Here is a 15,999-nt window from a genome sequence, read left to right on the forward strand (position 1 = left end):
AACCCATTGTTTTTCTACTTATGATTGGGGTTTTTATCCATATACAGGAAAAATAAAAGAAGTTGTCTCCAAAAGTTCGTTTTTAACGACCTTTTGGGACAACCTCTTTTTCTCTATCTCACTTTACCGCACCATATAGCTTTTCTATCTCACACTCAATTTGTTTTACATCAATTCGTTCAAATAGAGGGTGTACACTATCAATTCTATTTGGCAACGTATGTTGAGGCTCCCAATTTCGTTTCACAATCGATAATGTGTTTCTAACTCTTTCACTTGAAAATGGTAAAAATGGTTCAAGGAGATTTGCAAAATTAGCGATAAGATACACACAGTTATAAATCGTTTCTTCGCATAAAACTGGATCATCCTCCCTTTGTTTCCAAGGCTGCCTCTCATCAAAGTATTTATTTGCAAAACGTACTGCATCAAATATTGCTTCTAGCGCCACCTTAAATTTAGTTTGCTCAATCGCCTCTCCTACATGTTTATATAATCCTTCTACTTTATCTTTCAGCTCTACATCAATACTTCCTTTCGGCACGATACCACCATAATATTTTTCAATAAACTTTAATGTCCGATTCACAAAGTTTCCGTATGCACCTAATAATTCACTATTATGACTGTAAATAAATTCACGCCATGAAAAATCAGTGTCACGATTTTCTGGTGCATTTACTGTTAAAAAATAACGAATAGAATCTGGATCATAACGTTCTAATATGTCAGGCACCCATACCGCCCAGTTTTTACTTGTAGATAATTTTCTTTTTTCAACTGTTAAATATTCATTCGAAACGATATGACGCGGGATTGCTCCTTCCCCTATTCCAAGTAGTACCGCTGGCCAAATGATGGAATGAAACGGAATATTATCCTTTCCGTGTACATAATATGTTTTCGCTTCTTTACCCCAAAACTCTTGATCATCTTTCCCTGTTTTTTCAGCCCAATGTTTACTTGCTGAATAATACCCTGTCACTGCTTCAATCCATACGTAAATTTTCTTATCTTCATACCCTTCTACTGGAATTGGTACCCCGATTGGTAAATCTCGTGAAACCGCCCTATCTTGTAACCCTTCCTTTACGTATCTTTCTGTTAGCTGAATCGCATTGTCGCGCCATGTCCCTGTTTGTTTGGCGATTTCTACAGCCCTTTTAATTTGCTCCTGAAATGTATGCAATGCAAAATAGAAATGCTCTGTTTCCTGTACGGATGGTGTACTACCACATAACTTACATTTCTTTTCTAACAAATCGAGTGGATCTAAAATAGCTGAACACGCATCGCATTGATCTCCTCTTGCTGCTTCATGGCAATGTGGACAAACGCCTTCTACATAACGATCAGGTAAAAACTGCGTACACGTTTCGCAATATGCTTGTTCTACTGTTTTTTTATAAATATGTCCCTCTTCTAATAAACGTAAAAAAACATTTTGAACCGTTTCATGATGGTGCTCACTATCTGTACGTGTATAGCAATCATACGTAAAACCAAGGTTACGAAAACATCGCTGGAACTCTTCATGATACTTATTAGCAATTTCCTTCGCCGTCACACCTTCTTGTTTTGCCCGAATTGCAATCGGTGTTCCATTACAATCACTTCCCGATACATACAACACATTCTCACCTTTTGCCCGATAATAACGTGCTAAAATATCTCCAGGTAACAAACTCGCAATATGTCCAAGATGTAACGAACCATTTGCATACGGCCAAGCGCCTCCAATAAAAATACTCATCTTACATTCCTCCTTTTAAATATAAAAAAGCCCCGCCCCTATCTTAAAAAAGATAAGGGCGGGGCTGTATAAACAGTCGCGGTACCACCTTATTTCGCCAATTACTCACATAATTAGCCTTAACAAGTACGGAGCTATATGCTCTTATACTGTGGTTTTGATAACGAGTACCAACTCTCGTCGCCGCCTACTATTATCATTTGATAAGTTCAGGACGAAGCTCAAAGGCCATTGTTCAAATGAATATTCTTGCTTCTTCTCAGCTACCGAAGCTCTCTGGAAAGAATGTGTTCATCCTACTTTTCCTTTTCAACGCTTTTACGTATAACATGTATTGTACGACTTAATAACAGAAAAATCAAACTTTTATTCAAAAAGAAAAGGAAATCCCATCCTCTCATAGAATACCTATACGTTCACGAAAGGAGTGATATGATTGAATCAAAAACAACTAAGCACACGTAATGAAAAAAGCTGGAATGCAGCTGCTTATGAAGCTTGGACGAATCGCCACGGGGCACCAGCTGCTTATGCGAAAAAAATCATGGAAGACCCTATGCGCGAGGTAAATCACTATTTACCTTACATACAATCTCCAACAGGAAAACGTATTATTAATTTACTCGGATCAAAAGGGAATAAAGCTGTTGCTCTCGCTCTTTTAGGAGCTGACGTAACAGTTGTTGATATTTCAGCAAGTAATGCAAAATATGCAAATGAACTTGCAGAAGCAGCAGGTGTCTCTATACAGTATGTCGTTTCTGATGTATTACATGCGCAGCTCTCCGAATCATTTGATATCGTATTGCTGGAACTCGGTGTACTCCATTATTTTTTAGATTTAAAACCACTCTTTCAAAAAATTGCTACTTTACTTAAAGAAGATGGAATGCTGATCCTTCGTGACTATCACCCTGTTTACACGAAATTATTAGGAGTCGACCATCCATCATTTCGGGCCAATGGAAATTATTTTGATGAAGAATTAATTGAAGAGGATGTTGCTTATAGCATCCTTCTTACAGAAGCGCAGAAAGAATCGTTACCGAAAACAACCATCCGTCGCTGGACGCTAGGAGAAATTATTACAACACTTGCGGGGGAACATTTTAAAATTGAAAAACTAGTTGAAGAACACGGGCCTCATCAAAGATGGGTCTTCCCTTCTACTGCACCGGAAGGAATGGAAGAGCGTGTGCCGGGTCTCTATACATTAATTGCGACAGCATGCAAAAAAGGATCCCTTCACGGATAGGATCCTTTTTGCATGCTCACGCATATAAGTTGAGGTTGGAGATTACCATAATTCTGTAGAATAGGACACAAGATATTTCAACATTTCGTCTCTGACTTACGTCGTCAAAAAGGGGTATGACCAACATAACGAAGAGTAATGTCTTTAGTTGATACTGATAATCGTTATCAACTAATTAGAAGTATACATGATGTTATTTCAAATTACAATAGCATTTCTCATTTTTATTGATGAATTTTTTGATATACAAATGTATACATTTTAAGAACATTTACTCATATCAATCTGCCATATTCCATTATCTGCTATAATTTTCATTGAACAGATTAATAACTTCATAATGATGTTTTTATTAATTCTGCTCTCGATATTTATAAATTATAATAAACAGTTTTTAAAAGGCAGGGGTAACGATGAAATATGTTAGTATTCGAAAAAAACTACTGTTCACACTCTTAAGCATTTCTTCTTTATTTAGCATTGCTCTTATTGTTATTCTTTCATTCGCTATGAGCCAAGCGAGCGAAATTGAAATGTTAAAAAATGACGTATCCAAAAGGGCAACGATTTTAAAAGAACGCGGTGATTGGTTCCAAGCACAAGTTGCTGGTTTACAAGAATATTTACTATCACATGATCAAAAAGGATTGGATAAATTCAACCGAGAAGGAAAAAAACTAGCTGATACGAGAGAAAAAGTAACAAGTGATAAAAAACTTTCGGAAGGAATGAAAGAAGCCATTTTAATGGGCGGAAAATGGCGAAGCGTCATAGATAATGAAGTCCTCCCTCTCGCTCGCGAAGGAAAATGGGACGAAGCATCTAAAATCGCTTTAGCTCAAACTGATTACGTAAACGACCTTTTAAGTCGTTTTACGAAATATGCGAATGAAGAAAATAATAAACGTGACGCATTAATTGCTGACGTGGAATCTTCTTCATCCCTTATTCAATATATTATCTTCTTCTCACTCATTACATGTACAGTAACGTCTATTTTATTAGCATGGTGGTTCTCTGGTAAGCTTGTTAAACCAATACGACAAATTGATGAGAAATTAAAAGAATTAGCTTCGCAAGATGGTGATTTAACTGCTAGATTGCATGTAACGAGTAAAGATGAAATTGGTGATATCGCCAATTCCTTTAATCAAATGCTCGCTAATTTACAACGTATAATAAAACAAGTGCAACAAACATCAACAAGTGTAAAAGAAGCATCTGAAAATGTGTTTATCGAAACAACTGCTTCTATGGAAAATACAGCAAAAACTGAGGAAACTATGAATGCTCTTGAGCATAATATTCGTTCACAAGTCTCCAGCATCGAAGAAAGTTCAACTGCAATGGACGATATGGCAACGAGTGTTCAACGTATTGCAGAATCCGCCTCTTCTGTTGCTAGCCTAGCTGTTACGACTTCAGAAAAAGCTGATAGTGGGAATAAAGTCATTGAGAAATCTATTACACAAATGCATACCATTAATGAAGCTGTGAACGCTACATCACAAGTAGTAGAACGACTCATTACACATACAAATCATATTGATACTGCACTTCAATCTATTTCTAATATCGCGGAACAAACGAATTTACTCGCTTTAAATGCTTCCATTGAAGCGGCTCGTGCTGGTGAACATGGAAAAGGCTTCGCTGTTGTTGCCGATGAAGTACGAAAGCTTGCTGAACAATCTCAGCTAGCAGCAACTGATATTAACCATTTACTTCATCAAATTCAAGCAGATACAAAAATAGCAAATGAAATGATGACGCAAGGTCAGTCAGAGGCTTCTGAAGGCATTACAGTCATTCGTACTGCTGGATCTTCATTCTCAGAAATTGTTAACCACATTAACAAAGTTTCTACACAAATGCAGGAGGTGTCTGCAACTGCTGAAGAAATGGCCGCAAGTTCTGAAGAAATGAATGCAGCTTTAAATAACATCGCTTCTATTTCAAATGAAGTTGCCGCCGAAACATCACAAACAGCAACTTCAGCTGGTGACCAAGTAAACAAAATGAGTGTCGTTGCTAAAAGAGCATCTGAAATGAAAACGACCGTACAAGAACTTGAAGTCCTCGTTTCTCATTTTAAAACAAATGCTTAAAGTGAAAAAAGAGAGATTTACAATCTCTCTTTTTTCACTTTAAAATATCTCTTTCTATCTCTCATTCCGTCTGCTATAATTCCTAAAGGAAAGAAGAAAGCTTTATTCCAAACGGAGTAAAGCTTTCTTTCAATTTTTTACATTAATTAATTCTAATACTATGATTTCACAAAGGAGGATTTTATGATATGAGTTTTATTAGCATTCGAAAAAAACTAATGTTCATGATGGGAACGATTTGCGCTTTATTTGGAATCGCCTTAGCTTTTATTTTGTTTTTTGCTATTGATCAATCTCGTCAAGCTGAAGCATTACAAAAAGAGATTTCCCCCCTTGCAACACAATTAAAAGAGCGCGGGGATGCTTATCAAGTACAGCTCTCTGCTTTAAGAGGGTATTTATTACAACATGATCAAGTTGAATTAGACAAATTTAACGAAATGAGTAAACTTCTTGAAGATAAGAAAGATGAGCTTCTTTCTTATCCTAACCTTTCTCAATCTGTAAAAAATACAATGGAATCAGGATCCACTTGGAGAAAATTCATTGAAGAGAAAGTTTTCACTCTTGCAAAAGAACAAAAGTGGGAAGAGGCCCTGCAAGTAGCTTATGCAGAAAATGGTACTGTATATAAAGTAATTGGTGACTTCACAAATTACAGTAATGAACAAGCTAAGTTACGTGATCAATCTATTAAAAAAATTGATCAATCTTCACTACAAATTGAATATGTTATTTTCTTATCACTTGTTATTTGTATTATTGTAGCTATGATTCTTGCATGGTGGTTCTCTGGTAAACTTGTAAAACCAATTCAACAAATTGATGGTAAACTAAAAGAATTATCATCTCAAGAAGGTGACTTAACAGCCCGCCTACAAGTAAATAGTAATGATGAAATTGGTACAATCGCAACATCATTTAATAAAATGTTAGAAAACCTACAACATATCATTAACCGTGTTCAAAAAACATCTGTAGAAGTACAAAGCGCTTCTGAAAATATGCTAGAAAAGACGAATATATCACGTGAGGCAACAATAAAAGTTCAAAGCTCGATGTCTAGCTTAAATGCAAGTATTCAATCACAATCTGCTAGCATGGAAGAAAGCTCAACTGCAATGGACGATATGACAGTAAGTGTTCAGCGCATTGCTGAATCTGCTTCATCTGTAACTGAACTTGCTGTAGCTACATCTGAACAAGCTAACGATGGAAATACTGTTATTCAAAAATCTGTTTCACAAATGACAACGATACACGACGCGGTAAATGCTACATCAGAAGTGGTCGAACGTCTAATCACTCATACAAAATATATTGATACAGCTGTACAATCTATTTCTAATATTGCAGAACAAACAAACTTACTTGCTTTAAACGCCTCTATTGAAGCAGCTCGTGCTGGCGAACAAGGAAAAGGTTTCGCTGTCGTGGCTGACGAAGTTCGAAAACTTGCTGAACAATCTAAAACAGCGGCAACAGATATTAACCAGCTACTACATCAAATTCAACAAGACACTGAAACTGCTAACTCTATGATGTCACAAGGCCGTTCGGAAGCATCTGAAGGCATTCATGTTATTCGCGAAGCTGGCAATTCTTTCACAACAATTGTAGAACAAGTAAACAAAGTATCTACTCAAATGCAAGACATATCAGCAACTGCTGAAGAAATGGCTGCAAGTGCTGAAGAAATGAACGCTTCACTGAATAACATCGCTTCTATTTCTACTGAAGTATCTAGTGAAACAGCGGCAACAGCACAATCTGCTGAGAAAAAAGTCGTTACGATGAATGAAATGACACAAACAGCTAAACAAATGAAACAAACAGTTGAAGAATTAGATCAACTCGTATCTCATTTTAAAACTGAATAGCTATTCCAAAAATATTCCTCTTCCAAGAGGAATATTTTTTTGAGCTCATTTCCTGCACTTTATGCATATATCCGTTATAATGAGAATCGATATCATTAATATGTAGGGGGTGCTACACATGTCACAACAAGCATTTGAAGAAAAGTTATATGCAAACTTAGAAGCTGTTATTGACCCTGAACTCGGTGTTGATATTATTAATCTTGGATTAGTTTATGACGTTACAGCAGATGAAAATAATAATGCTGTCATTACGATGACGATGACTTCTATCGGTTGTCCAATGGCTGGGCAAATTGTATCAGACGTTAAAAAAGTATTATCAACGAACGTACCTGAAGTCAATGAAATAGAAGTAAATGTCGTATGGAATCCGCCCTGGTCTAAAGAACGTATGTCACGTATGGCGAAAATCGCATTAGGTATTCGCGACTAAATAAAGTGAAACTTGAATCAGTGGGGGGTTCCTCATCCCCACTGCCCATAAAAGCGGAATAAAGAAAGACCTGACATCCTAGTCAGGTCTTTTTCTCTTATTATTTTACGCCTACTGCATCATAAGCTTTCGTTACAGCTTGTACAGCTTTAGAGTTTTTACCATATAAATCTTCAGCTGACTGAAGTGCTGCTTGACGCATCATCTTAAAGTCAGAGTTTGCAGTTAAATATTTCGTAAGAGCACGGTAATAAATTTTTTCTGTCGCTTCACGGCCTACTCCTGTTACTTTCACGCCGTAATGCTCCCCGCCTTCAGATACTAAGTATGCAGCTTTATTGTTAATGCTACTGTTAATATGAACGCCGCCATTATCAGCTGTTCCAGTGTAGCGTTTATTGTAATGATCTGGGTAACCTTCACCTGGTTTTAATGGGTTTGGAATAGACGCTGGATCTTTCAATGAACGAAGTGCATCACCAGGTTTACCAGGTGTATAAATGTCAGCACCTAAATCCCAGCTCTTCTTCTCAACCATAACACCCATAATATCAGATAACGATTCATTTAACGCACCCGGCTCATTTTTATAAACAAGATTTGCTGTATGCTCAGTGACAGCATGCGTTAATTCGTGACCGATAACATCTAGTCCAGCAGATAATGGAATGAATGTTTTACCATCGCCATCACCATACATCATTTGCACACCGTTCCAAGCTGCGTTATTCCAGCTTTCTCCAACGTGAACAGTAGAAATTAGCTTCGCACCTTTATCATCGAAAGAGTTACGATTAAATGTCTTTTTATAGTAATCATATACTTTCCCTGCATTTACATGCGCATCAACTGCCGCTTTATCTTCGAAGAACTTAGATTTACTTTCAACTTCTTCTCCTGTATATCCAAGCCATTGCGAGAATAAATTAAACAAGTTTTCATCCATATTTTCTGCGTCAAATGTATGAATACCTTGTCCTCGCTTACCATCAAATAAGTTGAATTGTCCTGTTTTCGTATCTTGAGCAATTTCAAATGATTGTCTAGCACCTAATACTCCGTAACCAAATCCAGTAATGTGATCTACAGCGTTATATTTCTCAATCACATTTCCATTTGTCGCATCAACAAAATAATGCCAATACCCTGGAGCTGGCTTTGAAATCGATGCTTTCACTAAGTATGCAAGATAGTAATTTCCATCTTTTTCATACACATATAAATCTTTTTTCACACCGTCATAATTCTTTACTTTACCAACTTCTTTTTCAATATCTGCCTTTGCAATTGTTTCTGCTTGCTCTGCACTAATCTTTGCAAATGCAGGAATATTTTTATCCTCTAAATTCGGAATAACTTGTCCGAAGAATGCTTTTACATTATTCTCTTTATCTAGTGTAACTGTTTGATCTGAACCGTACACAGGAATGTTATTATGTTTCTCAACTAGCTTCACGTGTGTTGTACCGGATTCAGCATCTTTTTCTTCCCCAACGACATTAAAGTGTTTATCAATATTTCCTGCTAATTTGAACATATCTTTCTTACTCTCTAAATATTGAAAGACCGTTTCTTTTTTATCTAGTCCTTCCGGTGCTTTCCATTCTTCACCTATGTATGCAGGCGTTTTAAATTCTTGATGGTATTGAATTTTTTGTTCTTCCGCTTTCGTTGTCGTTGCTCCAAATGTTCCAAATCCCCCGGCGATAACAGTTAACGCTAATGCTGATGAAATGACTTGCTTTTTCACTATAACATTCCCCATTCCCTAAAGATTTTTGACACTTTTATACAGTTCTTGGTTTTCAAGTGGATACCTTTACCTAAAATTTGAGAAAGTTTTTTCTGACAATTCCACTCAAAAAAAGAGGACATCCTATCGGACGTCCTCTTTTTTATAAACATTTTATTGCTTTTTCAATTCAATTGCTAAATAGTGTGATTGCTCTTTCGCTTCAATATGAATATCTTCTTCAATCGCTTCTGCTGCATCACGCATAACAAGTGTCTCACCATTGATTACACTACTACCTTCAATTTGTACAACATACAATTGACGGCCTTCTTTCACTGGAAAATAAATTTCTTTTCCAGCATGTAACGATAAAGCATATAAATTCGCATCTTGGTGAATTTGAATTGGTGCCCCGCCTTCTACTTGAGATACCATATGAAACCATTCATTTTCACGCTTGCTCCAATCAAATTTAAACTCACCATAGTTTGGTTTATGGTCCGCACGATCTGGTAAAATCCAAATTTGTAGTAAACGTAATGTTTCATTTCCTAAATTATGCTCACTATGAAATACACCCGTACCCGCACTCATATATTGAACATGTCCACGCTCAATTGTTCCGCGGTTCCCCATGCTATCTTCATGTGTTAAAGCACCGTCTACAACGTACGAAATGATTTCCATATCGCGGTGTGGATGCATATCAAAGCCAGTTTGCGGTGCTACTAGGTCATCATTAATTACACGTAATGCACCAAAGTTCATGTTATTAGGATTATAATAATTTGCAAAGGAAAAATGAAAATGTGTATTTAACCAACCGTGATTTGCTCTTCCCATATTTTTATGATCAACTTTTCTAAACATACCCTTCACCTCATATTATCTCGAATTCAAGATTTATTTTAAAATTTTTTACTGTAACTTTTTTAGTAATTGTAATAATTGATGTTGTTCTTCTACATTTAAATTTTGAAACTGCTCCGCTTGAAATGTTTCTTGAGGCGGGACGATTTCTTCATATAAAGCTTTTCCCTTTTCAGTTAACGAAATATATTTTGTAGTACCTTCTTGTTCACGACGAATCCACTCGAGTTGCTCCATTTTATTTAAAAGCTGCGTAATATTACCCTTCGTAACAAATAGCTTATTTCCAAGCTCTTGCTGCGTTAAACGATCATGCCCTCCAACTTGAGCTAGTACATCAAACTGCGCGGCAGATACATTCCATTCTTTCAAATGCTGATTCGTCTCACGAATACTTTTATTATAAAAACGTGATAAACGAAACCATAGTAGTAAACCTAGTCTATCTTCTGTTTTCATTTCATCACCTCGCTCGTTTTATACCATTAGTTTAGAACTAAACTTTATAAAAGTCAATTACTTATTTTTAGTAAGAAACAAAGAAAGCACAGCGTCATTTCTCCACTATGCTTTACATTAACTTTCTATTTTTATATTCATCCAGCTTCCTCTCCGCGAACTTTCTCGCATCTTTCTCAATCCATCTATCTTCGTACAATTCACTTCCAACATACAATACATCTCTCTTATGTTGCATCGCATGACGAAATTCATGCAGCAGTGTTTTGAGCACTTGCTCATACTCTTCCCACATACAAACAAAAATTAATTGTTTTTCTTTATGATAAAAACCACCTATCGGGAATAGAAACTCTTCCTCCTCTTCCCCTAATGATCGAAGTACATGATTCGCATCACACGTATCACAAAAAATAACTGGCGTTTTACATATTTCAATAAGTGAAAACAAATCATCTCTAAGCCTTTTGACATCCCAAGGAAGCTCCGAATCCAACACATACCAATTCTCCACTTGTTGATATACATTTTGAAACTGGAGTTCCATTTCTCTTTATTCCCCTTTCCAAGCACCTTTTTCTATATGTATGCCACAATATGGTAAATATTAAACGTATTCTTTCATCCTTAAAAAAATGCCAATAAAAAAAGGGATCTATGTCGACATAGATCCCTTTTTCATACATATTTTGTACTTTGATTTTTAAAAATTTAGCTCTTCTTCATATCCCACTTAAAGACTTTATTTAAAAATTTATATACATTCTTTGACTCTTTCGTCAGAAGTGGACCTAAGATAGATAGTATAAGCACGTATAGTGCTGAAAATGGCTTCAAGACTGACATTAAACCACCAGCGATACCGATATTGGCCATAATGATGGAGAATTCTCCTCTTGAAACGATTGTTAATCCAATATTTGTTGACGCTTTATGAGATAATCCAGCTTGTCGTCCTGCAATCATCCCTGCTATAAAGTTTCCGATGATTGTAAGAAGGACAGCACCTAACGTTAACCATATCGCTCCGCCCAGTGAGAACGGATCAATGCTTAATCCGAAACTGAAGAAGAAAATAGCTCCGAAAAAATCTCTAAATGGAACAACGAGATGTTCAATTCTGTCACTATGCTCTGTCTCAGAGAAAACTAACCCTAAAAGAAGTGCTCCAATTGCTTCAGCAACGTGAATTGTTTCCGAGAATCCTGCAATAAAGAATAATGAAGCAAATACTACAATAATGAAAATTTCATCCGAACTAATATTGAGCAATTTATTTAATAACGGCGTCGCCTTTCTAGCTACAATAAAGAATAGAAGCATATATCCTAAAGCAATTCCAATTGAAGTAAGGGCACCCAAGAATGAAGCGTGATCCCCTAGAACTAATCCAGAAACGACTGATAAATATACAGCCAAGAATATATCTTCGAACATGATAATTCCTAAAATTAATTCGGTCTCATTATTACCAGTTCTTCTTAAATCCACTAACACCTTTGCAACAATAGCGCTAGAAGAAATCGTAATAATCCCCGCAATAATTAAGATTTCTAGTAAAGGGAATCCCATTATAAATCCGTACAATAACCCAAGTGAAAAGTTAATTAAAATATAGATCGTTCCGCCAATCGCAATAGAACGTCCAGATTTAATTAGTTTTTTCATCGAAAATTCTAGTCCTAGATAGAACAGAAGGAACAGAACGCCAATCCGTCCAAGAAACGAAATGACATTTGCACTTTCAATAAACTTGAAATCGATCACACCTATTGTCGGCGCGTGTGGCCCCACTAACATTCCAAGAACAATTAGAAACGGAATGACTGAGAATTTAAACTTTCCAGCAATTACTGCCGCAATTGCAACTAATACTAACGCTGTACCCACTTCAAAAATTAACGTATCCATCTAGTCAGTCCCCCTATTCGAAAGTAACTCATTAATAATTTTTTTAATTTCTTCTCTCTCGCCTGAAACTACAAGCATATCGCCTTCCTCAATTACTGTTTCTGGTCCTGGATTAAATAGCTTTTTCATATTCTTTTTCATAACTGCAATAATCGTTACGCTATAGTTTTTTCTTATTTCAAGATCACCAATTGTTTTTCCAATTGCTGGCGCTGCATTCTCTACTTTAAACCACTCAATCGCTAAACCTTCAAAAACCATTTCAACATTTTCTAATGCTCGCGGCTTATATACCATTCCACCTAATATGGCTGCAATTTGTCTTGCCTCTGAGTCACGTAATGAAATACTTGAGATACTTTCTTCATGGTCTGAATCAAAATGATACATTTCTCTACGCCCGTCATCATGAATAACAATCACCATCTTCTCGTTACCTTTCGTAACGATTTGAAATTTATAACCAATACCCGGAAGTTCACTTTCTCTAATATTCATATTTAGCTCCTCCACAAAATTTTTATTTAAATTTTCTGTTTTTCTGTCTTTTATTCATCCAATTAACTTTAGAAACTCTAACCATTCAGGATACCTATAATTTGGAAATCTTTTATTGTAATAATAAGTGGCTCCTAAAAAGATACTTAAAGATGTAATGATAAAAAATATATTACTTCTCATTTTCAAACTCTTAAGGCTTACTTTCCATAAAGTTTCTTCTTTCAAATCATCCCCTCTTTCTCGCTTTACATTTAGTTTTTTAAAATGTAAATAATTCTAAAAATATTATGATGTAACATAATCATAACATAAAATAACTTTAAGTAACATAATTTTTTAGAAAAATTGATTCTCGTATATTTTTTGCATATAATTTTCTTATTACGGAAAAAAGGAAGTGTATTATATGGTTGATATCTTTAGCAGATTCCTTGAGGTAACGAATAATATTTTATGGTCATATATTCTTATTGCAATGCTAATCGGCTTCGGTCTTTATTTCTCTTTTAAATTGAAGTTTGTCCAAATTACTCATTTCGGTGAGATGGTCGGTTTAATTAGTAAAGGATTTAATCGAAAAGAAAAAAAGAAAGATAGTATCTCCCCGTTCCAGGCATTTTGCTTAAGTGCAGCTGCACGTATCGGTATCGGAAACTTAGCTGGTGTAGCATTAGCTATCTCAATGGGCGGACCTGGCGCAGTATTTTGGATGTGGTTTATCGCTATCCTTGGAGCAGCTACTAGTTTCGTAGAATGTACGCTCGCGCAAATTTATAAAGTAAAAGATGGAAGCAGATTCCGTGGTGGCCCAGCATATTATATGGAAAAAGGATTAAACAAACGCTGGATGGGTGTTTGGTTCTCACTTCTTATTACAGTTGCGTACGGATTAATTTTCAACTCTGTACAAGCAAACACAGTAACAATAGCATTTGAAAATGCTTTTGGACTAGAGCGAACGATCGTAGGAGCTCTATTAGCTTTATTAGTTGCAGTTATTATTTTCGGTGGTATTAAGAGCATTTCACGTATTACGGAAATGATTGTTCCGCCAATGGCAATCATTTATATTGGTGTGGCTATTTTTGTTGTTATTAACAACTTTACTATGTTACCAAGCATTTTTATGGAAATATTTAATGGTGCATTCGGCTTAGACCAAGCTATCGCTGGTGGTATTGGAGCAGCAATTAAGTTCGGAATTCAGCGCGGTCTATTCGCAACAGAAGCAGGTATGGGTAGCTCTCCTAACGCAGCCGCAACATCAGATGTATCTCACCCTGTTAAACAAGGACTTGTTCAAGCATTAGGTGTTTTCGTAGACACGTTCTTAGTATGTACATCAACAGCATTTATCGTATTATGTTCGGGCCTTTACAAAGGAACAAACTTACAGGGTATCGAATTAACACAAAATGCATTAAGTTCACAAATCGGACCATGGGCAAGTACTTTCTTAGCAATTATTATTTTCCTATTCGCGTTCAGTTCTTTACTAGGAAACTACTATTATGGTGAAACAAACATCGCATTTATTAAAGAAAGCAAAACATGGTTAATGATTTATCGCGTTGCAGTTGTCGGAATGGTATTCTTCGGATCAATCGCTGCCCTTCAAACAGTTTGGAGCTTAGCTGATTTATTCATGGGACTAATGGTATTGACAAACTTAATTGCCATCTCATTCCTAAGCAAATTCGCCTATGCAGCATTAGTAGACTATATGAAGCAAAAGAAACAAGGAAAAGATCCTGTTTTCATTGCAAGCTCTATCCCTGGCTTACAAAATACAGAGTGCTGGGATGGACAGGATGTAGAAGAAAAACAGAAGGCTGTGTAACAAATAAAAGCGGAAGCGGCTTGCTCAGAATGTGAGGGGGATGGAGCTTTTGACGTAGAGGCGCTCTTTGCCTCGCAGGAAAAAGCGAAGCCACCGAACATTCTAGCCGCTGAAGCTGGATATCACCTAAAAGCGGAAGCAGCTCGTTTAGAACAACAGCTATATATCAAACAAAATCCCTATTACTTCAACGTAATAGGGATTTTTATATACAACAGTTCATAATTTGTTCAAATTAATTCCAACAAAAGGGTTGATTTATACGAATTACTACATTATAATTATTATAAATTAGTAATTGATATCACATAAAAACTCAAAAGGAGATTGATCATAATGAACAAACAAGTAATCGAAGTATTAAACAAACAAGTAGCAGACTGGAGCGTTTTATTCACAAAATTACACAACTTCCATTGGTACGTAAAAGGACCTCAATTCTTCACATTACATGAGAAATTCGAAGAACTTTACACAGAATCAGCTACTCACATCGATGAAATTGCAGAACGTATTTTAGCAATTGGCGGCAAACCAGTAGCAACAATGAAAGAATACTTAGAAATATCTTCTATTCAAGAAGCAGCATACGGAGAAACTGCAGAAGGGATGGTCGAAGCAATCATGAAAGACTACGAAATGATGCTAGTCGAACTGAAAAAAGGCATGGAAATCGCTCAAGACTCTGATGACGAAATGACATCTGACCTACTACTAGGCATCTACACAGAACTAGAAAAACACGCTTGGATGCTACGCGCGTTCTTGAATCAATAATAGACTTTAAAGCGGAGGTGACTTGCTCAGAACAGGAGGGCATTGGAGCTCCTGACGAAGAGGCGTTTTTTGCCTCACAGGAAGGCGCGAAATGACCGACTGTTCTAGTCACCGGAGCTGGATATGATTTAAAAGCGGAAGCGGCTCGTTCAGAACAGAAGGGTGTTGGAACTCCTGATTACGAGGCGCTTTTTGCCTCGAATGAAGGAGTGAAACAACCGACTGTTCTAGCCGCTGGAGCTGGATAATACAAAAAGCGGAAGCGGCTTGCTCAGAGTCGCTTTTTTCTATGAAATGGTCGCTTTTGTTGGTACATGAAATTTATATCAGCGATTTCATCCAATATATCAGCGATTTTTCAATTATATCGGTTCCGTCAAGAAGTCTGTGTAATTTGATAAGGCCCAATACATTGGTTTATCCAGTATGAATTTATAATGATTTGGTATGTGAAAAGTGAAGCTAGCTTCACTT

13 protein-coding genes and 1 other annotated feature are annotated in these 15,999 nt (G+C 36.4%); of the genes, 6 read left to right on the forward strand and 7 right to left on the reverse strand.

Annotated features, from left to right (window positions below; translation table 11 throughout):
* Window positions 1-118 precede the first annotated feature (118 nt).
* Window positions 119-1,753, reverse strand: coding sequence for a methionine--tRNA ligase (metG, locus tag ACTFSI_RS27305; RefSeq protein ID WP_440045782.1), 1,635 nt, complete (start codon window positions 1,751-1,753; stop codon window positions 119-121).
* Window positions 1,754-1,804: 51 nt separating this feature from the next.
* Window positions 1,805-2,075, reverse strand: a binding site (T-box leader).
* A gap of 114 nt (window positions 2,076-2,189) precedes the next feature.
* Between metG and ACTFSI_RS27310 the strand changes: the two genes are divergently transcribed.
* The 4 genes from ACTFSI_RS27310 (at window position 2,190) to ACTFSI_RS27325 (ending at window position 7,432) form a co-directional block, all read left to right on the forward strand.
* Window positions 2,190-3,008 carry a class I SAM-dependent methyltransferase gene (locus ACTFSI_RS27310; RefSeq protein ID WP_440045783.1) on the forward strand — a complete coding sequence of 273 codons (819 nt, stop codon included), beginning with the start codon at window positions 2,190-2,192 and terminating at the stop codon, window positions 3,006-3,008.
* A gap of 413 nt (window positions 3,009-3,421) precedes the next feature.
* Window positions 3,422-5,116: a methyl-accepting chemotaxis protein gene (locus ACTFSI_RS27315; protein WP_277616884.1), complete on the forward strand. Its 1,695-nt coding sequence runs from the start codon at window positions 3,422-3,424 to the stop codon at window positions 5,114-5,116.
* A 188-nt stretch (window positions 5,117-5,304) separates the two neighbouring features.
* Window positions 5,305-6,996: a methyl-accepting chemotaxis protein gene (locus tag ACTFSI_RS27320; RefSeq protein WP_242262098.1), complete on the forward strand. Its 1,692-nt coding sequence runs from the start codon at window positions 5,305-5,307 to the stop codon at window positions 6,994-6,996.
* A gap of 118 nt (window positions 6,997-7,114) precedes the next feature.
* Window positions 7,115-7,432, forward strand: a complete 318-nt coding sequence (locus ACTFSI_RS27325; protein ID WP_000082521.1) for a metal-sulfur cluster assembly factor — start codon at window positions 7,115-7,117, stop codon at window positions 7,430-7,432.
* 100 nt (window positions 7,433-7,532) lie between these two features.
* On the opposite strand, the gene nprB is transcribed toward ACTFSI_RS27325, so the two are convergent.
* The 6 genes from nprB to ACTFSI_RS27355 form a co-directional block, all read right to left on the reverse strand.
* Window positions 7,533-9,182 (reverse strand): neutral protease NprB, encoded by a 1,650-nt coding sequence (gene nprB, locus ACTFSI_RS27330; RefSeq protein ID WP_265152983.1) that lies wholly within the window; start codon window positions 9,180-9,182, stop codon window positions 7,533-7,535.
* 156 nt (window positions 9,183-9,338) lie between these two features.
* Window positions 9,339-10,037: a pirin family protein gene (locus ACTFSI_RS27335; protein WP_265152982.1), complete on the reverse strand. Its 699-nt coding sequence runs from the start codon at window positions 10,035-10,037 to the stop codon at window positions 9,339-9,341.
* Window positions 10,038-10,085: 48 nt separating this feature from the next.
* A complete protein-coding gene (locus tag ACTFSI_RS27340) occupies window positions 10,086-10,496 on the reverse strand; it encodes a MarR family winged helix-turn-helix transcriptional regulator (protein ID WP_000845456.1) in 411 nt (136 codons plus the stop codon).
* Between the two features lie 112 nt (window positions 10,497-10,608).
* Entirely contained in the window at window positions 10,609-11,043 is a 435-nt protein-coding gene (locus tag ACTFSI_RS27345) for a DUF3920 family protein (RefSeq protein ID WP_042513409.1), read from the reverse strand.
* Between the two features lie 164 nt (window positions 11,044-11,207).
* Complete coding sequence (locus ACTFSI_RS27350) at window positions 11,208-12,407, reverse strand: cation:proton antiporter (RefSeq protein WP_044791150.1); 1,200 nt, start codon at window positions 12,405-12,407, stop codon at window positions 11,208-11,210.
* Window positions 12,408-12,905 (reverse strand): cation:proton antiporter regulatory subunit, encoded by a 498-nt coding sequence (locus ACTFSI_RS27355; protein WP_001026067.1) that lies wholly within the window; start codon window positions 12,903-12,905, stop codon window positions 12,408-12,410.
* 409 nt (window positions 12,906-13,314) lie between these two features.
* Here ACTFSI_RS27355 and ACTFSI_RS27360 point away from each other — a divergent pair, with 409 nt between their 5' ends.
* Complete coding sequence (locus ACTFSI_RS27360) at window positions 13,315-14,748, forward strand: alanine/glycine:cation symporter family protein (RefSeq protein WP_000227569.1); 1,434 nt, start codon at window positions 13,315-13,317, stop codon at window positions 14,746-14,748.
* 336 nt (window positions 14,749-15,084) lie between these two features.
* Window positions 15,085-15,525: a Dps family protein gene (locus ACTFSI_RS27365; protein ID WP_001041889.1), complete on the forward strand. Its 441-nt coding sequence runs from the start codon at window positions 15,085-15,087 to the stop codon at window positions 15,523-15,525.
* The last annotated feature ends 474 nt before the right edge of the window (window positions 15,526-15,999 follow it).

It is taken from the genome of Bacillus cereus group sp. MYBK101-2 (assembly GCF_051918845.1).
Lineage (GTDB): Bacteria > Bacillota > Bacilli > Bacillales > Bacillaceae_G > Bacillus_A > Bacillus_A paranthracis.